Annotated in this window: 24 protein-coding genes; 17 read left to right on the forward strand and 7 right to left on the reverse strand. The window is 28.8% G+C overall.

Going from position 1 to position 20,754, the window contains the following annotated elements; genetic code table 11:
- Nucleotides 1-254 precede the first annotated feature (254 nt).
- Together OC535_RS01405 and OC535_RS01410 are read left to right on the forward strand one after the other, a co-directional pair.
- Nucleotides 255-1,625 carry a DEAD/DEAH box helicase gene (locus OC535_RS01405; RefSeq protein WP_498822988.1) on the forward strand — a complete coding sequence of 457 codons (1,371 nt, stop codon included), beginning with the start codon at nt 255-257 and terminating at the stop codon, nt 1,623-1,625.
- Complete coding sequence (locus OC535_RS01410) at nt 1,625-2,485, forward strand: deoxyribonuclease IV (RefSeq protein ID WP_227052229.1); 861 nt, start codon at nt 1,625-1,627, stop codon at nt 2,483-2,485. Before OC535_RS01405 ends, OC535_RS01410 begins: the two co-directional genes overlap by 1 nt.
- On the opposite strand, the gene OC535_RS01415 is transcribed toward OC535_RS01410, so the two are convergent.
- The 3 genes from OC535_RS01415 to OC535_RS01425 all read right to left on the reverse strand — a co-directional run bounded on the left by OC535_RS01415 (nt 2,458) and on the right by OC535_RS01425 (nt 3,742).
- Nucleotides 2,458-2,727 (reverse strand): hypothetical protein, encoded by a 270-nt coding sequence (locus tag OC535_RS01415; protein WP_024722280.1) that lies wholly within the window; start codon nt 2,725-2,727, stop codon nt 2,458-2,460. The two genes, OC535_RS01410 and OC535_RS01415, sit on opposite strands and share 28 nt — an antisense overlap.
- Nucleotides 2,728-2,814: 87 nt before the next feature.
- Nucleotides 2,815-3,111: a hypothetical protein gene (locus OC535_RS01420; RefSeq protein WP_498822989.1), complete on the reverse strand. Its 297-nt coding sequence runs from the start codon at nt 3,109-3,111 to the stop codon at nt 2,815-2,817.
- 103 nt (nt 3,112-3,214) lie between these two features.
- Nucleotides 3,215-3,742, reverse strand: coding sequence for a PD-(D/E)XK nuclease family transposase (locus OC535_RS01425; protein ID WP_498822990.1), 528 nt, complete (start codon nt 3,740-3,742; stop codon nt 3,215-3,217).
- A gap of 262 nt (nt 3,743-4,004) precedes the next feature.
- Between OC535_RS01425 and OC535_RS01430 the strand changes: the two genes are divergently transcribed.
- Entirely contained in the window at nt 4,005-4,190 is a 186-nt protein-coding gene (locus OC535_RS01430; RefSeq protein WP_227052224.1) for a helix-turn-helix domain-containing protein, read from the forward strand.
- A gap of 444 nt (nt 4,191-4,634) precedes the next feature.
- On the opposite strand, the gene ispG is transcribed toward OC535_RS01430, so the two are convergent.
- The 3 genes from ispG to rpsT all read right to left on the reverse strand — a co-directional run bounded on the left by ispG (nt 4,635) and on the right by rpsT (nt 7,822).
- On the reverse strand, nt 4,635-5,687 hold the full coding sequence (gene ispG / locus OC535_RS01435; protein WP_227052222.1) for a flavodoxin-dependent (E)-4-hydroxy-3-methylbut-2-enyl-diphosphate synthase: 1,053 nt from the start codon (nt 5,685-5,687) through the stop codon (nt 4,635-4,637).
- A gap of 65 nt (nt 5,688-5,752) precedes the next feature.
- The gene (gene pepF, locus OC535_RS01440) at nt 5,753-7,528 is read right to left on the reverse strand and encodes an oligoendopeptidase F (protein ID WP_498822991.1); all 1,776 of its coding nucleotides are present in this window, start codon (nt 7,526-7,528) and stop codon (nt 5,753-5,755) included.
- A 33-nt stretch (nt 7,529-7,561) separates the two neighbouring features.
- Entirely contained in the window at nt 7,562-7,822 is a 261-nt protein-coding gene (rpsT, locus tag OC535_RS01445; RefSeq protein ID WP_024722236.1) for a 30S ribosomal protein S20, read from the reverse strand.
- Between the two features lie 144 nt (nt 7,823-7,966).
- Here rpsT and gpr point away from each other — a divergent pair, with 144 nt between their 5' ends.
- From gpr to OC535_RS01485, 8 genes are all read left to right on the forward strand, one after another.
- Nucleotides 7,967-8,926, forward strand: a complete 960-nt coding sequence (gene gpr / locus OC535_RS01450; RefSeq protein WP_498822992.1) for a GPR endopeptidase — start codon at nt 7,967-7,969, stop codon at nt 8,924-8,926.
- 51 nt (nt 8,927-8,977) lie between these two features.
- On the forward strand, nt 8,978-9,724 hold the full coding sequence (gene spoIIP, locus OC535_RS01455; RefSeq protein WP_024722234.1) for a stage II sporulation protein P: 747 nt from the start codon (nt 8,978-8,980) through the stop codon (nt 9,722-9,724).
- Nucleotides 9,724-10,008, forward strand: coding sequence for a hypothetical protein (locus OC535_RS01460; protein WP_227052217.1), 285 nt, complete (start codon nt 9,724-9,726; stop codon nt 10,006-10,008). The genes spoIIP and OC535_RS01460 overlap by 1 nt, the downstream gene beginning before the upstream one ends.
- Before the next feature lie 15 nt (nt 10,009-10,023).
- Entirely contained in the window at nt 10,024-10,977 is a 954-nt protein-coding gene (gene fmt, locus OC535_RS01465; RefSeq protein WP_498822993.1) for a methionyl-tRNA formyltransferase, read from the forward strand.
- A 79-nt stretch (nt 10,978-11,056) separates the two neighbouring features.
- On the forward strand, nt 11,057-12,070 hold the full coding sequence (locus tag OC535_RS01470) for a PD-(D/E)XK nuclease family transposase (RefSeq protein ID WP_498822994.1): 1,014 nt from the start codon (nt 11,057-11,059) through the stop codon (nt 12,068-12,070).
- 177 nt (nt 12,071-12,247) lie between these two features.
- On the forward strand, nt 12,248-13,549 hold the full coding sequence (locus tag OC535_RS01475; RefSeq protein WP_498822995.1) for a pyrimidine-nucleoside phosphorylase: 1,302 nt from the start codon (nt 12,248-12,250) through the stop codon (nt 13,547-13,549).
- A gap of 22 nt (nt 13,550-13,571) precedes the next feature.
- Nucleotides 13,572-14,414: a Cof-type HAD-IIB family hydrolase gene (locus tag OC535_RS01480; protein ID WP_227052211.1), complete on the forward strand. Its 843-nt coding sequence runs from the start codon at nt 13,572-13,574 to the stop codon at nt 14,412-14,414.
- 38 nt (nt 14,415-14,452) lie between these two features.
- Nucleotides 14,453-14,800 carry a helix-turn-helix domain-containing protein gene (locus OC535_RS01485; RefSeq protein WP_498823080.1) on the forward strand — a complete coding sequence of 116 codons (348 nt, stop codon included), beginning with the start codon at nt 14,453-14,455 and terminating at the stop codon, nt 14,798-14,800.
- A gap of 436 nt (nt 14,801-15,236) precedes the next feature.
- Here the strand turns inward: OC535_RS01485 and OC535_RS01490 are convergent, their stop codons facing one another.
- Nucleotides 15,237-16,379: a D-alanyl-D-alanine carboxypeptidase family protein gene (locus OC535_RS01490; protein WP_051409490.1), complete on the reverse strand. Its 1,143-nt coding sequence runs from the start codon at nt 16,377-16,379 to the stop codon at nt 15,237-15,239.
- Nucleotides 16,380-16,603: 224 nt separating this feature from the next.
- On the opposite strand from OC535_RS01490, the gene OC535_RS01495 reads away from it, so the two are divergent.
- The 6 genes from OC535_RS01495 to OC535_RS01520 all read left to right on the forward strand — a co-directional run bounded on the left by OC535_RS01495 (nt 16,604) and on the right by OC535_RS01520 (nt 20,704).
- Entirely contained in the window at nt 16,604-16,927 is a 324-nt protein-coding gene (locus OC535_RS01495; protein WP_227052210.1) for an STAS domain-containing protein, read from the forward strand.
- Nucleotides 16,927-17,361 (forward strand): anti-sigma F factor, encoded by a 435-nt coding sequence (gene spoIIAB / locus OC535_RS01500; RefSeq protein ID WP_034864400.1) that lies wholly within the window; start codon nt 16,927-16,929, stop codon nt 17,359-17,361. Before OC535_RS01495 ends, spoIIAB begins: the two co-directional genes overlap by 1 nt.
- Nucleotides 17,354-18,073 (forward strand): SigB/SigF/SigG family RNA polymerase sigma factor, encoded by a 720-nt coding sequence (locus OC535_RS01505; protein ID WP_024722226.1) that lies wholly within the window; start codon nt 17,354-17,356, stop codon nt 18,071-18,073. Before spoIIAB ends, OC535_RS01505 begins: the two co-directional genes overlap by 8 nt.
- Nucleotides 18,074-18,105: 32 nt before the next feature.
- Complete coding sequence (lepB, locus tag OC535_RS01510; protein WP_024722225.1) at nt 18,106-18,660, forward strand: signal peptidase I; 555 nt, start codon at nt 18,106-18,108, stop codon at nt 18,658-18,660.
- An 89-nt stretch (nt 18,661-18,749) separates the two neighbouring features.
- Nucleotides 18,750-20,135: a hypothetical protein gene (locus OC535_RS01515; protein ID WP_498822996.1), complete on the forward strand. Its 1,386-nt coding sequence runs from the start codon at nt 18,750-18,752 to the stop codon at nt 20,133-20,135.
- A gap of 8 nt (nt 20,136-20,143) precedes the next feature.
- Nucleotides 20,144-20,704, forward strand: coding sequence for a TIM44-like domain-containing protein (locus OC535_RS01520; RefSeq protein ID WP_498822997.1), 561 nt, complete (start codon nt 20,144-20,146; stop codon nt 20,702-20,704).
- The last annotated feature ends 50 nt before the right edge of the window (nt 20,705-20,754 follow it).

Consider the following 20,754-nt stretch of genomic DNA (forward strand, 5'->3'; position numbering starts at 1 on the left):
ATTTATGTGTATTCTTTTGCTTTATTTACCCATATGTTAAAATGAATATATAATCAATGTCTAAGTAAAAGTGTGAAATTCAATAAAAAGAAAATATATGATTATAATGAATGAAAAGATTTAAGAAAGCAGATAGATTTGATGTGTAGTGATGTCAATTATATAAGATAGTTTTAAAGAGAAGATAAATTTATTTGCTTTTTATTTATGTTATGATAAAATTAATTGAATTTCTCAAAGAAAAGGAGGAAAAGATGAGTACATTCGAAAAATATAAATTACAGGAATTTTGCTATCAAACAATTAATGAATTAGGTTTTATTAAACCAACGCCAATTCAAGAACAAGTGATTCCTTTAGGATATAAAAATAATGATATAATCGGTATTTCACAAACCGGAACAGGAAAAACACATGCCTTTTTATTACCGATTATGGATCAAATAGATACAAGTAAAGATCATGTTCAAGCCGTGATTACTGCACCGACACGTGAATTAGCAACGCAAATATACAATAATGCCAGGTTATTTATTAAATATAATCAGGATATTCGGGTATCTTTAATTATTGGTGGAAGTGATCGCCAAAAAGCGGTTAATAAATTATTAGTCCAGCCTCATATCGTTATTGGAACACCAGGAAGAATTAAAGATCTATCATTAGATGAACAAGCATTAAAAATAACGACAGCTTCTATCCTTGTAATTGACGAAGCGGATATGACTTTGGAATTTGGTTATTTAGAAGATATCGATGCTGTTGCAGGTAAAATGAAAGATGATTTGAAAATGATGGTTTTTTCAGCAACTATTCCCCAAATGTTAAGACCGTTTTTAAAGAAATATATGAAAACACCAGTAACGATTGAAATCGATGATGATAAAGTTACTACTGATAATGTTGAACATATTTTAATTGCGACAAAACATCAGGATCGATATGATGTTTTAAAGAAAATAATGAAGGCTATTGACCCTTATATATGTATTATTTTTGCAAATAAGCGTGATGAAGTAGCAATGATAACAAAAAAATTACGTGAAGATGGTTTCAAGGTAGGAGAAATTCATGGTGATTTAGAGCCACGGGAACGTAAACAAATGATGCGAAGAATTCGTAACAATGATTATCAATATATTGTTGCTACTGATATTGCAGCTAGAGGACTAGATATTGATGGGGTATCACACGTAATTAATATGGAGTTACCTAAAGAAGCAGATTTTTACATTCATCGTAGTGGTCGTAGTGGAAGAGGTAAATATACAGGTATTTGTTACAGTATGTATGATACTAGTGATGAAGAAAATCTAAGAATCTTAGAGAGAAAAGGCATTGTTTTTAAAAATATGACAATTAAAAATGGTCAATTTGTTGATCTAGGGGAACGTTTAAAAAGAACTAAGCGCCCTAAACAACAAACAGAACTAGAAAAAAAAGTTCAAAGTATTATTCGTAAACCAAGAAAAGTAAAACCAGGTTATAAGAAGAAACGTAAAAGAGAAATTGAAAAAGTAGTCCGTAAACAAAAACGGCAAATGATTCAAAACGATATTAAACGTCAGAAAAAAGAACGTGCAAAAGCTGCACAAATTGCTAAAAGAAATGGAGAAGAATATTAATGATAATTGGAAGTCATGTCTCAATGTCAGGTAAAGAAATGCTGTTAGGTTCAGTCAAAGAAGCTCTTTTGTACAATGCTAATACTTTTATGTTTTACACAGGAGCTCCACAAAATACAGCACGTAAACCAGTAGATCAGTTAAGATTTGATGAAGCTAAAAAATTAATGGAAGAAAATGGCATTGATATTAATAATGTTGTTGTTCATGCACCATATATTATTAATTTAGCTAATACGATCAAACCAGAAACTTTTGAATTGGCTGTAAACTTTTTAAAGCAGGAAATTGAACGCTGTAAAGCCTTAGAAATGACAAGATTAGTTTTACATCCTGGAAGTCATGTAAAAGCTGGGGCACAGGCAGGTTTAGATAAAATTGTTGCCGGACTAAATGAAGCTACTAAAAATTGTGGCAATGTTAAAATTGCTTTAGAAACGATGGCAGGAAAAGGTTCTGAGTGTGGTCGTTCATTTGATGAAATAAAATATATTATTGAACATGTTGATAATAATGAATGTTTAGGAGTATGTTTAGATACTTGTCATATGCATGATGCAGGTTATGATTTAAGTAAATTTGATGAAATTTTAGTGGAATTTGATCAAAAAATTGGTTTAGATCGATTATTAGTTGTTCACGTTAATGATTCTAAAAATGTATGTGGGGCTGGAAAAGATCGCCATGAAAATATTGGCTATGGTCACATTGGTTTTGAAATTTTAAATAAGATCGTTCATCATGATAAATTAAAAGATGTCCCTAAAATTTTAGAAACACCGTACATCGATAAAAGAGCACCATATAAAGATGAAATAGAAATGTTTAAAACTCAAACTTTTAATCCTAATTTAAAATAATTAGGACAATTAGCTAAAAAAGATTTAATTTTAAGGCAAGTAGCAATACTTGTCTTTTCAATTATATAGTTATAAAGTACTTCATTGTAATGACTATCAACTAAGGCATAACGATTATTCTGAATCAAATTATAAATTATTAATAATTGATCTTCATCAATTTCGATATCCTGGTCATAAACAAGTTTTTCAAATGTTTTAAAATCTAAATCAAATAGATTATCATAATTATTATTACTCATTATTTTGCCTCCATAATTAATAATATGCATAAATAAAATAAATAGAACGTTCATACAAAATTATTTTCGATAAAAAAGGAAACAGATTTATTTTTCTGTTTCCTTTATCTCATCTATTCTTTGTTTGAACCTTTCATACTCATCCTCTTCAAAGATTATTTTATCAATCACTTTTAATTGTTTAGTATTTAGCGATAATACCCATTCTTCTTCTCTTATTCCATATCTTGCTTCAATAAAATCAATAGTTATTTTTAATGCACCTTCAGTTCTTCCCTTAGCCAATCCTTTTTCATATATTTCCTGTTTTTCAGATTCATTTGCTGCCCTGTTTAAATCTCGCTTATAATACATATCTCTTAATAGTTCGTCTTCATTAAACATTTCTAATTTTTTTTCATGATCTTTACCACTCCTTGGTTCGTTAAACCAATTATATCACTATCTATCCCGTTTTTAAATATATACAAAGCCAGTTCTATTTGACTCATTTTTTTAAACTTTTCTGTTTCCTGATTATATTGATATATGGCAGCTGGACATAACTCCTGGTAATGAGATTATACTTTTCTATTATTCCATCTTCATTAGTACTTCTATATGTATCAATCAATTTTAGATTATCTTTATCAATATCATCAATAAAGATGATCTGATATACAGAATGCATGATTTCAATATAACTCCTGCTTTTTTCTTTTTGTGCTGCCAGTAAAGCTGCACCGTACTGCCAGAAACGATAGTAATGACTTTTAGAAAAGGTAGAATTCTGCATTTCGATATCAATAATATCACCATCAGTTGTTTTTACCTTAACATCAAGGATCATATCTTTATCAGATATATGTTTCGGGTTAAGATCAGGATTAAGGACAGAGATTTGATCACATTTAATATTGAGGATATTTTCGATAAAGAGTTTTAACATAAAGATACAGTCAGGATCTAAATCATCGTGCAGTAAATATTTGAATAAGATATCATTTTTAAAATCATTGTAAAATTCTTTTGTCATGAAAAAGACCTCCTATTAATATATACAAAAGAATTATTCATTTTACTTGTTATTTGCCATTTTTAATAAATATTATATTAATCAATAGTTAGCTAGTTAGTGTTTAAAATGAGCTGAAAGATAAGATATCATTTGATAAAATATTATATAGATGAGAGGATATATGGTTTGGTATGAAAAACTATAGATGATTATTGATAAGGACGAAATAGTTTAGATTGTAGGATATTCTTTTGGCTTTTTTTAAAAAATATTTTCATATATGAATGGAATCAGTTTTGCAGAATATATTCATTTACAAAAACTAACTTTAGCGAGATATGATTTAAAGAGTACAAAAATGAAAATAGTTGATATAAGTTATAAATATGGTTATGATTCATCATCGTCATTTACTAAAGCGTTTGCACATTTACATGGTGTCTGTTCCAGCAAAGACATGAATTAAAAGTCAAAGATATACTTGGTGAATTGAATAAAAAAGCAGTTTGGGATTAGTAGGTAAAAGTGTTAAAGTTTCATGTATTGACAATATTCATTATTTAAAGATTCCCAAGTTTTGGAATAATTGTCAAAGAGAAGAGGCATGAAACATCATTTAGAGAAGTGAAATATGCGCTAACATATTGCATTCTAAAGAAAGTATTCTATCTAATTTCTGTCAAAGGGTCGTACAAGTGATAAAATATATATTTCCAAATCAACTTCACGAGATCGTATAACAAGACACTTTCTAACTAAAAAAGGTGGGAAAATCCCACCAATAGAACATTTTATAGCTAAAGGAATACTTGCTAATTCGCTTAGGCAGGAATTGTTAACTCCAACCGTTATATCTTTTCAAATGTGTACTTTTTTAACTTAATAATATTGATTATAAGCTCAATCCTTATTAAATCATTGCTAAAATTTCTTTTTTTAATTCATCTACAATATTTTCTTGTTTAACCTTACGAATGATTTCACCTTTTTTGATCAATAAACCCTCATTGATTCCTCCAGCAATTCCAATATCAGCATGTTTTGCTTCACCTGGGCCATTAACTGCACAGCCCATGATTGCTACCGTGATATTAGCATTGATCGTATTTAAGAAATCTTCAATTTCTTTAGCGATAGGAATTAGATCATATTGGATTCGTCCGCATGTAGGACAGGAAACTAGAGTCGGAACATTATCAATTAACTGCAATTCTTTTAATAATGTTTTAGCTACTTTTATTTCTTCTAATGGACTATCGCTTAAAGATACTCTTATAGTATTACCGATTCCTTGATATAAAATAGTTCCAATTCCTAAACTAGATTTAATTGTCCCGCCTAGTTTTGTTCCCGCTTCAGTAACGCCGATATGTAAAGGGTATGGGAAGGTTTCGCTGGCTAATTGATAAGCTTCGATCGTAAGTAAAGTATTAGATGATTTTAATGAGATACAAATATCATAAAAATCTAGACTTTCTAAAATTTCAACGTGTTTTTTAGCACTATCGATCATTCCTTGGGCAGTTGGTTTACCATATTTTTCTAAAATTTCTTTTTCTAAAGAACCGCCATTAACACCAATTCTAATAGGTATGTGTTTCTTTTTACAAGCTTCAACTACTAACTTGACTTTATCAATAGAACCAATATTACCAGGATTGATTCTAATTTTATCAATTCCCGATTCAATTGCCTGTAGGGCTAAACGGTAATCAAAATGGATATCAGCAACTAAAGGAACATTAACACGATTTTTGATTTCTTTAATCGCTAAGGCATCATCCATATTTAAAACAGCTAAACGAACTAGCTGACAGCCTGTATTTGCCAATTCATTAATTTGTTTAACAGTTGCTTCAATATCTTTAGTTTTAGTATTTGTCATTGATTGAATAACTACTTCATCATTACCACCAATAGTAAGATTACCTACTTTTATAGCTCTTGTTTCATTTCTTTTCATGAACTCACCTCTAAACTATTATAACATATAAAAAACGCTATTTATAATAAATAGCGCAAATACTTTTATGATGATTTTTTAATTGCCTCAAATTGATTTAATAGATTTTCAAAATAATTAAAGGCATCTTCATAAATTTGATCATCTAAAGGATCAATTCCAGCTTTCTTTAATAAATCAACTGGAGCCATACTACCACCAGATTTTAAGAATTTTAAATAATTTTTAACTTGATTTTGATCACCTTTTAAGATTCGATTAACAATTGCTAGAGCAGCGGTCATTCCTAATGTATACTTATAAACATAATAATTGTAATAGAAATGTGGAACATAGTAACAAGACCAGCCAACTAGATCATCCATTACAACATCATCTCCATAATATTCTTGATTTAGTTTAGCGTATAAATCAGTAATTACTTTAGAAGATAAGGGCTCATTATTTTCAGCCATAGTATGCAGTTTATATTCAAAATCAGCAAACATTGGTTGTCTAAAAATTAAGCCTACACAATTCTCTAACTGCTCATAAATAAAATAAGCTTTTTCTTGATCATCTTTAGCATTATTGATCATATAATTAATCAATAATGTTTCATTTACAGTTGATGCAACTTCGGCAACAAAAATACGATAATTAGCATTAACAGAATCTTGATAATGATTAGATAAATAAGAATGAGCGCTATGTCCTAATTCATGAATCATAGTTGAAAGAGAATTATAATCACCAATAAAATTCATTAAAATAAATGGATTGGTATCATAGCTGCCGCTAGAATAAGCTCCAATTCTTTTACCAGGAGTTGGATAATAATCGATCCAGCGCTCACTTCTAGCTTTATTAATAATATTTAAATATTCTTGTCCAAATGGTTTTAAACATTCATTGATGATTTCAAAACATTGATCGATCGTGTATTCTTTTTTTATTGATGAAACTAAAGGAATATTTAAATCATAATTATAAATTACATCTTTATTTAAAAGCTCTTTTTTTAGACGATTATAGCGATGAAATAAATGACGATATTTCACATTAGCACTGTCTAAAATTTTAAAGAATAAATCACTAGGTACATCATCATCAAAAACACTAGCTTCTAAGGCATTGTCAAATTTACGAACATTAGCGTAGAAAACATCTTTTTTCATTGCCCCAGATAGTGTTTGGGCAAAAACATTTTCAAATTTTTTGTATTCCTTAAAAAAATTAGTATAGGCCTGTTTACGTACATTATCATTTTTACTTTTTAAAAACTGATTTAAAGTAGCGTTGTTTAAAGTTTTCATTTCACCGTTTTCTTCAACATCATCATATTCAAGGCGCAACGCATCAAATACCTGGCTGGAAGTATCAGCGATACTTTCAACTTTAGCTAAAAGTTCTTCTTGTTCTTTAGGTAAAATATGATCTTTAAATGATAATAATGAATTAATTTTATAAGTATATTTTTGAAGTTTTGGATCTTTGATATATTCTAAAACTTTATCTTTAGATTCAATAATTTCATTATCAATAAAAGAGATTTTTACCGATGAAGCTTCTAAAACACCGATGGTTGAAGCCATCATTGTCTGATATTCCTGGTTATTAGGCTCGACATCACAATTTAAGTGAGCAAAGCAGTATAATTTATTAATTAATCGTTCCACTAGATCTTTTGTTGATAAAAAATTATAGAAACTATCAATACTATTACATATTTTTCCTTTAAAACTAACTATGTCATCAATTAAAGATTTAGCTTTTTCTAAATCCTGATAAAAGTCATTATGATTTTGATAAATGGTGCTTAAATCCCAAGTATCTTTAATATCAATATCTTTTCTTTCCATACAATTTTCTCCTTTAAAATAAAAACCCTATCATTAGATAGAGTTCACTAATTTAGCTAATCTAGATTTTTGTCTACTAGCATAGTTTTTATGATGAATTCCTTTTGAAACAGAAGCATCTAATTTTGATGCAACAATGTTATAAGCTTCTACTGCTCCATCTTTATTTCCAGCTTCAACTTCAGCTAATAATTTTTTAATTGCAGTTTTTAATGCTGATTTATAAGAAGCGTTTTTTGCTCTTTTTACATTATCATTTTTATAACGTTTGATTTGTTGTTTCATATTTGCCATGATTTTTCACCTCGCTTTATTCTTGCCTTTACATTATATATAAATAATTGATTAAATGCAACTTTTTTTTAAATTGATAAGACATTATTTAGATAAAAATGTATTAAAATCAAAGAATTGGTGATATTTATGGTAGGTGATATGATGAATTTTAAGAATATACGTAGTGATTTAGCGACAGAATCATTAGAACAATTAGAAATAGGGAAACATTATAATAAAGAAGAATATGTTAATAATGGTGTAAAAGTAGAAAAAGTATCAATTCTCCAACCTCATCAAAGTATTAATCAAGGAATCGGGACATATATTGAAATTAGTTTTAAAAACTACATGGATCAACAAATCATTATTGATGAACTGGTAAATAATTTAAAACCCTTGATTGATAAAATCAACTATCCCAAAATTTTAATCGTTGGTCTAGGAAATCAATATTTAACTAATGATGCAATCGGACCTAGAACTTTAAGAGATATTCGAATTACGCATTTTCTTGATGATGAAGATAAACTCTTGAATCATTATTATGATATTTTAGGAATTGCTCCAGGAGTAAAAGTCCAAACGGGAATGGAGACAAGTGAAATTGTAAAAGCTATAGTTGATAAAGAAAATATTGATTTAGTAATTGTTGTAGATGCTTTATGTGCTAAAAATTATCGTAAATTAGCCCATGTTATCCAAATAAATGATGTGGGAATTAATCCTGGTAGTGGAATAGGTAATTATCGTCAAGCAATAAATGAACAAACGATGGGAACTAAAGTCATTGCAATCGGAATACCAACAGTAATCTATGCCAGTAGCCTTGTTAGTGATGTGTTAAATTATACTATTGATTATTTTGGCGATAGTTTAAATCCTGTAAATAGATTAAAGGTAGGAAAAAGAGAAAGCTATCAAGGGACTTTAAATGAGCAGCAAAAGGAAATGATGTTAGGACAGATTGGAAAACTTAATGATAATGAACTTGAAATGTTATTTAATGAAGTATTAGATCCTATTGATTGTAATTTTGTTTTAAGTGATAAACAGATTGATGAACAGTGTGAAATAATGTCTAAAATAATTAGTAAAAGTATTAATTCTTTAAGGTACTAAATCCTACATTTCGTGCATACAATTAGTTGTATAGTATAGTGGGTGATGAAGATGAGACTAAAAAATACTTTTTTGATTTTATTGAAATTAGCCGTTATAGTTGGTTTGATCGTATATCTTCCAAGTAAAGTATCAACTTCTCCTAATGCACAAGTTATTAATGCTATTAATAATACTACTAGTTCTACCCCTGTAGCAGCTAATCCCCAAACTACAGAGTTTACAATTACTAAAGATAAAAAGGTTCATATCTACAATACTCATCAAAGTGAAGAATATGATGGATATAATGTTGTTTTAGGGGCGAATTATTTAAAGGATTGTTTAAATAGTCAGGGTTATCAGTGTGATGTTGAAGGTAATGATTTTGAAAGCTATAAAGCTGTGCATAATATTGCTTATAACAAATCTTATACGGTTTCTAAGATGTATTTGGAACAAAGTTTACAAAGTAATGGTGGATATGATTTGATCATTGATTTTCATCGGGATTCAATTTCAAAAGAATTGTCGACGATTAGTTATAATGGTAAATCATATGCTAAAATTATGTTTGTAGTAGGAAAAAGCAGTGGCAAGTTTGATGCTGTAAATCAATTATCGCAAAAATTATCAGATTTAGCGAATGCTACGATTCCTAAAATCAGTAGGGGTGTTTATGTTAAAAACTCGCACTATAATCAAGGTACAAGTGATAACATGGTATTAATTGAAGTTGGAGCTCAAAGTAACACTAAAGAAGAAATCCAGGCAACAGTTGAAATCATTGCAAAAGCGATTGGAGAATATTTAGGCTGATGAAAAATTTTTTAATTGATTTATGCCTGGTGGGAATGCTTTTATTTATGATCAATGGTTTGTTTGGTGATTTTAGTGTTAAAAAGGCAATGTTTGAACAAAATATTGAACAGTTTGAAGAAGATATAAAAGAACAGCGAACTATTACAACTGATTATGGAACTACTAATGATAATGATGAAAATGCATTATCATTAGTAGTAAAAAAAATTAGTGATGGATGTATTAAAGTAATTGAAACTTTAGTATTGATTATTTCTAATATTATTAGTACACTTTTATAAGAAAGTGGTGATTAAATGAAAGATGTAAAAATATTATTTATGGGAACTGCAAGTTTCTCTAGACATGTATTAGAAGAATTATTAAAAAATAATTTTAATGTTATTGGTGTTGTTAGTCAGCCTGATCGTTTTGTTGGACGGAAAAAGGTTTTAACGATGCCAGAGGTAAAAGAAGTAGCTATTAAAAATAATATTCCAGTGTTTCAACCGCAGAAAATCAAGCAGGAATATCAAGAAATTATTGATTTAAAACCAGATTTGATAATTACGGCAGCTTATGGTCAAATCGTACCAGAAATAATTTTAAACACACCAAAACTCGGCTGTATTAATGTACATGCTTCATTGTTGCCTAAATATCGTGGTGGGGCACCTGTTCATTATGCTATCATTAATGGTGAAAAAGTTACTGGAGTAACAATTATGTATATGGCTAAAATGATGGACGCAGGAAATATTATTAGTCAGTTGGAAGTTAATATTGATGATGCAGAAACAACTGGTGAATTGTACGAACGCTTAAGTGTTGCAGGAGCAAAATTATTAATTGAAACTTTACCAAGTATTATTGAAGGAACAAATGCTTCTATTGAGCAGGATGAAAATCTTGTTACATATGCTCCAACAATTAGCCATGAACAAGAAAAGCTGGATTTTAATAAGAGTGCTTTGCAGGTTTATAATCAAGTACGTGGGATGAATCCTTGGCCTGGTGCTTATACTACTTATCAAGATAAGGTAGTTAAAATTTGGGCTGGTAAGGTTCATCATTGTAAAAATGCTATTGAACACCATGGACATCAAGAAAATGGTACGATCGTTAAAATATTTAAAGATGCTATTGGTGTAAAAACAGGGGCAGGCATTTATTTAATTACGGAATTACAGATTGCTGGTAAAAAAAGAATGTTTGTAAAAGATTATTTAAATGGTAATAATGTTTTTAAAGTAGATACTAAGTTTGAATAGCAGCTTTTTTCAAAAAAAGCTGTTTTTTTTAAAGTAATTCTCCTTTTTAGATTGTAAAAGATAATGAGGAGGAAAAAATATGATTCATGAAAAAACTATTATCGATAATAATAATGTTCGCTTTAGTAATGACCTGTTCTTTAAATACCTGCTTTCCAGAGATACTTTAGAATCTATAAAACTGAGAAAGTTTATCGTTAAATCTGTCACCCATCTTGACTGCCAGCAGATGATCGTTAAAAATCCGGAAATCAATCAAAATACGGTCCTCGCTAAAAATATTATCCTCGATATCTGTGCTGTTGATGAAAAGGGTCGAATCATTGATATCGAAATGCAGATGGCCGGCAACAGTAATAGCGAAAGCACCCGCTTTCAGTTCTATGGGGCCAGACTGTTAGTAGAACAGATCGATACCGGTGAAAAATATCATCAGCTAAGACCAGTATATCAAATCATCTTTATCAATGAAGATGATGATCGTTTGATCAAAGATTATGCGTTTCGAGATGATCAGGGAGAGCTGGAAAAAGAAAATCTTAACTATCGCTATTTTATCAAGATGAGACATATCGATAAGATCATCAAAGAAAAAGGAATCGCAGGATTAAATGATCTAGAAAGATTATGTTATTTGTTTATAAAAAATGAATACACTGCTATAATGAAGGAAAGAGAAGAAGATATAGTGGAGATGGTGATAAAGATGTATGACAAGTTTAGAAGTAATGAGCCGATATGGTCATTAGCGAACCAGTTAGCGTTAGCGAAGCTTAGAACTGAATCCTTAGAGATGGAACGCGAAGAAAAGACAGCCAAAAGGATCGAAGAAGGAATCAAAAAAGGCATCGAGCAGGGTATCGAACAAGGGATTGAACAAGGTATTGCTCAAGGAATTGAGCGAGGTGTTGAACAGGGTATTGAAAAAGGTATTGAGCAAACATGTATTAAATTGATTAAAAAGCAATATCATCAAGACTGCCAGGAATGGGTAGAGAGCTTAACAGGGAAGCAATTAGAAGAAATAATTGAATTAATTTTTAAAGAAGCTGATTTTAAAGTTTTTAAGCAAAAAATAGATATGATTAAATGATAAAGAAAAAGTTTTTATTAGCTAATGTACAAACGAAATTAAGGAAGTTTTAATTATCGGCAATGAAGTTAATACTTCCTTTTGTATTTTTTAGGAAACAAAAAAGAATTAATTATTGAAGAAGAAATTTTAGTTAATATTTTGCTTTAATTAATTTAAATACTGGAGGAGATATTTATGCGGATGGTAGATTTAATTGATTTAAAGAAAAATAATCACTCTTTAACAAGAAAACAGTATCATTTTATAATTGATGGTTATTGTAAAGGGAAAATACCTGATTATCAGATGAGTGCTTTTTTAATGAGTGTATGTTTCAATGGTTTAACGATGTCAGAAACGGTAATTTTGACAGATGAAATGATTCATAGTGGTGAGATAATTAATTTAAAGGATATTGAAGGAATTAAAGTAGATAAGCATTCAACTGGTGGTGTTGGGGATAAAACATCATTGGTTTTAGGACCAATGATTGCAGCATGTGATGTCAAAATAGCAAAAATGTCAGGAAGAGGTTTGGGACATACTGGCGGGACATTAGACAAATTAGAGTCAATTCCCGGATTTAACATTCAAGTATGTAAAGCTGATTTTATTAAGCAGGTTAATGAAATTGGGATTGCTATTATTGGTCAAAGTACTAAAATTGTTCCTGCTGATCAAAAAATGTATGCTTTGCGCGATGTTACAGCTACTGTTGATAGCATTCCTTTGATAGCTTCTTCAATCATGGCTAAAAAAATTGCTTCTGGAAGTGATGTAATATTATTAGATGTAAAATATGGTCAAGGTGCTTTTATGAAAACTAAAGAAGAAGCTATAATATTAGCGCATACGATGATAGAAATAGGACAGCGATTAGGTAAAGATACTCGTGCAATTATTTCTGATATGAATCAGCCATTAGGTAATGCGATTGGTAATGCTTTGGAAGTAATCGAAGCAATCGATACATTAAAGGGCGAAGGACCTCAAGATCTATTAGAATTATGTTTACAAGCTGGTAGTAATATTTTAGTTCAAGCTAAAAGATGTCAAAATGAAGCTGAGGCAGTAAAATTATTAAAACAGACGATAGAAAATAAAACAGCATTAAAGAAATTAAGAGAAATGGTTGACTATCAAAATGGTGATGTTAATTATATAGATAATCCTGATTTATTTAAAAAAGCTAAGTTTATTATTCCTATCAAAGCTAGAAAAGACGGGTATGTTAAAGAGATAAACGCTAAAGCATTAGGAATAATTTCAATGAAACTTGGGGGAGGAAGATTGGTAAAAGATGATATTATAGATCATAGTGTAGGAATTGTTTTGAATAAAAAAGTAGGTGATAAATGTGATAGGGGAGATGTTTTAGCTTATCTTCATGGAAATGATGAAATTGCTCAAGAATTAATTGAAGAGTTTTATCAGGCTTATAAAATAGTTGATTTTTTTGTAAAAAAGCCAATACTAATTGATGAAATTCTTGTATAATATAGATGAATGGAGGTTGAAAATGTATAAATATTTATTTTTTGATATTGATGGTACGTTGATAGGTCCAAGTAAGCGTGTTAGCCAAAAAACGATCGAAGGAATTCGTCAGGCCCGTAAAAAAGGTCATAAAGCTTTTTTATGTACTGGAAGAGCACCGATATCAATCATGAAAGATGTCAAAGATATTGGTTTTGATGGAATTATTTCATCGGCAGGGGGCTTTATTAGTATAAAAGATAAATATATATTTGAGAATTTTATTAATCAATATGTATTATCTGAAGTAATGCTTTTATTTACTAATGCTAGAATTTTATTTAGTTTAGAAACAAAAGAAGCTTTATATCAGACTCCGGGAGTTCAAGATTTTTTTGATAAAAAGAATAAAAACGTTGTAAAAGAAAATCTTGAATTAGCACGTTTTATGGAAGAACGGAAAAATGAGGAAGTTAGATTACCAATCAGTAAATTTGATATTTTAAAGACTAAAGTAACTAAAGTATGTTTTATTTCTGAAGATAAATTAGCATTTTATGATTGTGTAAAATATTTAAACGAGTTTTTTAATATAGTTATTTTTTCTAAAGAGTCAGACGATTTTATTAATGGTGAGATTATTCTCAAGGATTGTACTAAAGGAGATGCAATAAAACGAGTAATAGATTATTTTAAAGCTGATATGAAAGATACGATTGCCTTTGGTGATAGTATGAATGATTATCAGATGATTGAAACGGCTGGTTATGGCGTAGTTTCATATTTAGCACCTGAAAAGTTAAAAGCAATTGCTGATGATACATTTGAGGAGCCTGATCATGATGGCATATATGAATGTATGAAACGACTTAAGTTAATTAAATAGGTGATATTATTTTACCAGTAGGTTTAATCTTAAAACAGATTAGAAAATCAAAAAAGATTTCACAGAAGAAAATTGCTGAAATCTTAAACTTGAGTATAAGTTCTGTTTATCGTTTTGAAAATGGTGGACAGATCAGTTATGAAAATTATCTTAAGTATTGCAAATATTTAGGGATTTTCCCATACGTGCCTATAATTATTTGTAGTAATGATAAAGTGTTGCTTTTATACAATAAAATCAATCAAATAGTTTTAGATAAAGATATATTTGAAATGGTTTTATTGATGCTTATTCAGGAATTAACACAAGGAGTAACTGAACAGGTTGAAAAGATATTCCTTAAGTTAGATAAGAAAATTAGTGACGATTTTATTAAGATGATTTAATGAGATATTTATATGAGTTTATTTTAGATAAAAAATATTTTAATCTAGAAATAATTTACCGATTATTTCTTTTTTTGTTTAAAAAATTAGTTAAAGATCATTGCTATAATTCAATTTACACTGATTAAATAACTGTTATTTATAGAATTATATTTATTGTTAATAAGTTTAAAGTAGCAAAAATAGATATAAACTTTTTATAGATAATGACCATAAAGTAATATATAAAAAGAAATATATATAACATGAATTTAGATTACGTAAAATGACATAATAGTATGTGAATAGAAATTAATTATTTGTTATTAAGGAGAATATTAATAGTAGAGAAAATTTTCAAAAATATAGCAGTATTAAGATGTAGTCAAAGAATATTTTGTTATTATGTAAAATAATCATAAAATGTCTGAAATAAAAAATATTTCAGACATTTTATTTAAAATAAAGTTTTAAATGTTTTGATCAGTTTAGAAAAATAGGTAGCTTTACTAGCATCATTATCACTATACAAATCATAACTTGCAGTCTCTGTACCATCGACGGTGACAGTCAAAGTGCCAATAATATCTCCTTTTTTAACCGGTAAAATATTATCTTTATAAGTTATTTCAGTTGAATATTTACTATCGCTGTTTTTAGCTTTAGTAAAAGCAATATCTTGTTTACATTTTACATCAATAGTTATATTATCCATTTTATCAATTACATATTTTTCAATAATATCATCTTTTTTAAAAATAATCTCCTGTTTAAAATTATTAAAACCATAATCAAGCAAATTACACATTTCTTCATTTCTTGTTTTGGGAGCACTTTCCTTCATTAAAACCCCAATTATTCTTTGATTATCACGTTTCGAAGTAGTCACTAGACAATATCCAGCTTCTTTAGTATAACCAGTTTTTAATCCATCAACACCATCATACAATTTTAAAAGTTTGTTTGTATTAACCAGCCAAAAACTTTGTTTGGTATTTTCACGGATATAACTATCATAAAGTGAGGTGACACTTAATAAATCATCACCACCAATTTCAATCAAATATGCAGCCATTAAGGCTAGATCATGGGCACATGTATAATGATCATTATCATGTAAACCAGTAGCATTTTTAAAATGTGTATTTTTTAAATTTAATTGTTGAGCTTTGTCATTCATCATCGAAACAAATTTATCAACACTTCCAGCAATATATTCAGCTACAGCAACACTAGCATCGTTAGCACTAGCAATAGCAATTGATTTAAACATATCTTTCAAAGACATGGTTTCACCTTGTTCAAGATACACTTGAGAGCCACCCATACTAGCAGCATATTTTGATGTAGTTATCTGATCATCAAAAGATATTTTATTGTCTCTAATGGCCTCAAACATTAAGATCATGGTCATTATTTTTGTTGTTGATGCTGGATATAATTTTTCATTAGAATTTTTATCATATAAAACTTGTCTTGAATTAGCTTCGATTAAAATGGCTGCTCTAGCATTAGGGGTAACATCATTATCTAATGCTTTTACATTAGTTATTGGTAATAAACAGATAATTAGTAAGGTTATTAGTGTTTTTTTAATCAATTTGATCGCCTCAATAAATAATATGTCCAAGATTGATAAAAATACATCAAACAATTAGAAAATATTAGTACATGTATATAAAGATAAAAGAATAATATAAATAAAATCATATTTAAGCTCATTTAGTTAAATTACTTCTATTTTTGTTACCATTATTCTAGTTTTGTCGAAAGCATTTATTCATATTTTTAAAAGTTGTATGATAGCTTCGAGGAGATGAAATAATGGAAAATAAAATAGAATATAAGATCTTAGATGATAAAATTACTATCTATTTTTATGGCGAACTAAGTTGTAGTAATGCAGCTAAGTATCGCAGCCTATTAGATAGTATTTTGGATAAAAGTGGCGGCACAGTATATTTTGATTTTTTACATACAAATTTTATCGATAGTTCAGGAATTGGTTTAGTATTAGGACGCTATAACCAGTTAAATAATGAAAAACGAAAACTAGTTCTTGCAAACTTATCAAAAACATCGTATAAAGTATTTGAGTTATCAGGAATGTTTGATTTGATGGAATATGTAGAGGGGGTAAAAGAATAATGAATCAAATGGAACTTAGTTTTAATGCTAAAATTGAAAACGAACCCTTTGCAAGGACAAGCGTTGCGTCATTTATCACATCTTTAAACCCTACTATTGATGAATTGGCCGAAATAAAAACGATTATCTCTGAAGGGGTAAGTAATGCAATAATTCATGGGTATCAAAATAATGCTGACTGTAAAGTAATCATTAAGGTATCGATTAAAGAAAATCGGGAAATAAAAATTGTGATCCAAGATTATGGTAAAGGAATAGAGAATATTGAGGAAGCAAAAATGCCTATGTATACTTCATTAAAAGAGTTAGAACATGCCGGAATGGGTCTAACGATTATTGAAGCCCTTTGTGATAATCTAGAAATTCATTCAACTTTAAATTTAGGAACAAAACTAACTATTAAAAAGCAATTGAAAGATTCCAGCGTTGACTAAAACAAATACAATTGAACTAATTGAAAAAGCAAGATGCGGGGATGATCATGCTAAAGAATTAGTGGTAAGTCAAAATCTAGGTTTAGTCTGGTCGATTGTACATCGTTTTAAAAATAACTACTATGATAAAGAGGATTTATTTCAAATTGGCTGTATTGGTTTAATGAAAGCCGTTAATAACTTTGATACTAACTATGGGGTTCAATTTTCAACTTATGCAGTACCAATCATTATGGGTGAAATCAAACGTTACTTTAGAGATGATGGAACGATTAAAGTAAGTCGTTCTTTAAAAGAGTTGAATCTAAAAATTAATAAAGTACGCGAATTATTGATCAATCAAAGTGGACAGGAGCCCACAGTTGAAATGATAGCAAAATATTTAAAGGTTGATGTTCAAGATGTCGTTGAGGCAATTGATTCATCATATTATCCAACATCTTTAAATGAACCAATCTATGAAAAAGATGGATCATCTATTTCGATGGAAGAAAGAGTTGAAGATAAGCATAATAAAATGTGGTTTGAAAAAATTGCTTTAAAAATGGAAATTGACAAACTAGATGAAAAAGAAAAATTAATTTTATATATGCGTTATCAGCTCGATTTTAATCAAGAAAAGGTGGCTCAAAGATTAAATATTTCACAGGTGCAGGTATCCCGTCTAGAAAAGAAAATTATCGCAAAATTACGTAATCACTTGAACGAATAATAAAACATGTTATAATGTCATCAGGTGATAAAATGAATGAAGAAGTAGAAGTCAGCGGTGAAAAACCAGAAGTTAGAAAAATAGTGGTGAGAAGAAAAAGAGCTTGGGTAGAATATTTTCAAGTAATTGTAGTTACACTATTAATTACATATGGTATATTATATTTTGTTCAAATTTCCAGGGTATATGGAACTTCAATGCTCCCTACTTATCATGAAGGAAATATAGTATTAGTTGATAAAGTTTTTTATAAGCATAGTGAGCCTAAAAGGAATGATATTGTTGTAGTTGATTATAAAGATGCTAATTTAAAAGAAACATTTATAATTAAAAGAGTTATTGGTATTGGTGGCGATCATATTGAAATTAAAGATAATGAACTTTATTTAAATGGTAAGTTATTGGAAGAAGACTATATCAATGGCGTAATGGCTAATAGTGAGGATATGACTGTTGATGTCCCTGAAGGTAAAGTATTTGTTATGGGGGATAATCGTAATAATAGTCTTGATTCTCGAAAACTAGGTTATTTTGACTTTGAAGATGATGTAATTGGTAAAGTGTTCTTTACAGTTCCTTTCTTTTAAAGATGATAAAACAGGCATAGTGCCTGTTTTTATTATGGGTAGTTTTTAACGAAAAAATATGTTATTCTAAAACTAAGGACGTGATATAAATGATTGGTTCTACTAAATATACAACAATACTTTCGCCATCTCCAATTAAAAAAAAGAATAAATCATTGAAAATTTTTTCCTGTTTTATAATTATTGTATTAGTAATAGTTGTTATTGCTTTTTTTACAGGTGGAAAAGAACAAAAGGTTAATGAAAATAATAAAAAAGAAATCAATGAGTTATTTAATTTATTGAAAGAAGATGATGATAAAGATAATATTTTTAAATATCTAAAAATATCTGAAAATCGTCTGGATACGAACATCGAAAATAATCATCAATATATTGCTAAAGCAATAGTAGGAGCAAAAATTGGAAATTATATTGAAAATACTGAGGCTGTTACGATCGAAGTGTTTAATAATACTGATGATTTAAAATTACGTGTTGAATATTTAAAGGCTCAAAACGATTATTTAGATGAAATATATGAAAATGAAAAATATGGCAATTTACCAAATATGGCCGATTTACCTAATAAACGTATTATTTATACTAGAAAAAATATTTTAATGAGTGTTGATAATAGTATTAGTTCTGATTTGGTTCTAACTTACAGCAATATATTATATAAAGCGGTTGATAAAATGAATTTTGAACAAAATGATTTTCCTGCTTCAAAAGATCTTGATGAACTTGAAGAGTATTATGATGGTGAATTAAATGTTTGGAAACAAAAATATCCAAAAGATAGTTTGCTTAATGGCATCAGTTTATTAGTAAACAATATGAATAAACAGGTTGATCTTGCTTATGCATCAAATAACAATAATTTAGTAACTAATTGTTTAGATGAGTTGAAATATTATGATGTAACAAAATATCAACAAGAATACTTGCATTGGAAAAAACTGCTTACAACAGCTAAAGAAAATCTTGATAATGGTTTGATTTCTCCCGATATGATGGAAAAAAACAATGCATATAAACAAATGGTATATACTGAAGGAGAATATATTATCGGGGTAGATATTTTACCAGGTGAATACGTAGTTGTAAAAAATGATGGTATCGAAAAAGGCCGTGTTTTTCTTGAACATCAAGAAGATGTTTCTAGTAATACTATTATTAATGCTAGTGGTGATGATTTTATAGGTAAAAAAATAGTTTTAAATGGGACGACAATGTACCATATTGATAATTCAGAACAAATTAAATCAAAAATCACAAATACTTTTAAGGTTGGAAAACATATTGAAGCTGGTGAATATGAAGTTACTTATGATTATTATGTTAATGTATATGTTTTAGATGAAATAAATGGTGTGATTGATGTATCAACGGCAGAAAAATATGAAGTTGGACCTGAATCTAAAACAATTACTATTAAAGATGGTCAATATATAGTATGGAATTATAATAGTCTTCGAATAAGTAAAAAGTAGGTGAAAAAATGATTGAAAAGAATATTGTTGCTAAAATTCATGAAGACGATCCTAATTTTAATAAAACGGAATTTAAACAGTGGTGTAATCAGGTATTAGAAAAACTGCAGGAAGCCTGGTCAAAAAAAGACTTAGAAACTTTAAAATATTATGAAACAACAACGCTTTATAAACTTCATGAAAAACAATTAAATACAATGAAAGAAAACAAAGTTGTAAATGTTGTTAAAGAAATGGAAATTATTGAAACAAAAATCATTGATTTTGAACGATTGAGTGATTGTGAAGCAATAACAGTTCAAATGTTTGTAAATTTAATTGATTATTACCAGGAAGAAGGTAATGGCATTGTTTTATCAGGCAAGATCGATCAAAAAGTAAATGCTAATTATCGAATGAAGATCATGCGAGATAAATATTTTTTAACAGAATGGTTAATAAATCATAATTCTGTTTGTCCTTTTTGCGGGGCGCCGATCAAAAATATTTTACAAACAAGATGTGAATATTGTGATGGTGTTTTAAAAACGATGGATAGCTGTTATAAAATTTATTCATTACAGATATAATTTTAGATAAAAACTAAAGCCGTTAATACTCGATTTGTGATCGTTTACAT

The organism is Clostridium sp. Marseille-Q5894, assembly GCF_946902305.1.
Taxonomy (GTDB): Bacteria; Bacillota_I; Bacilli_A; order Erysipelotrichales; family Coprobacillaceae; genus Thomasclavelia.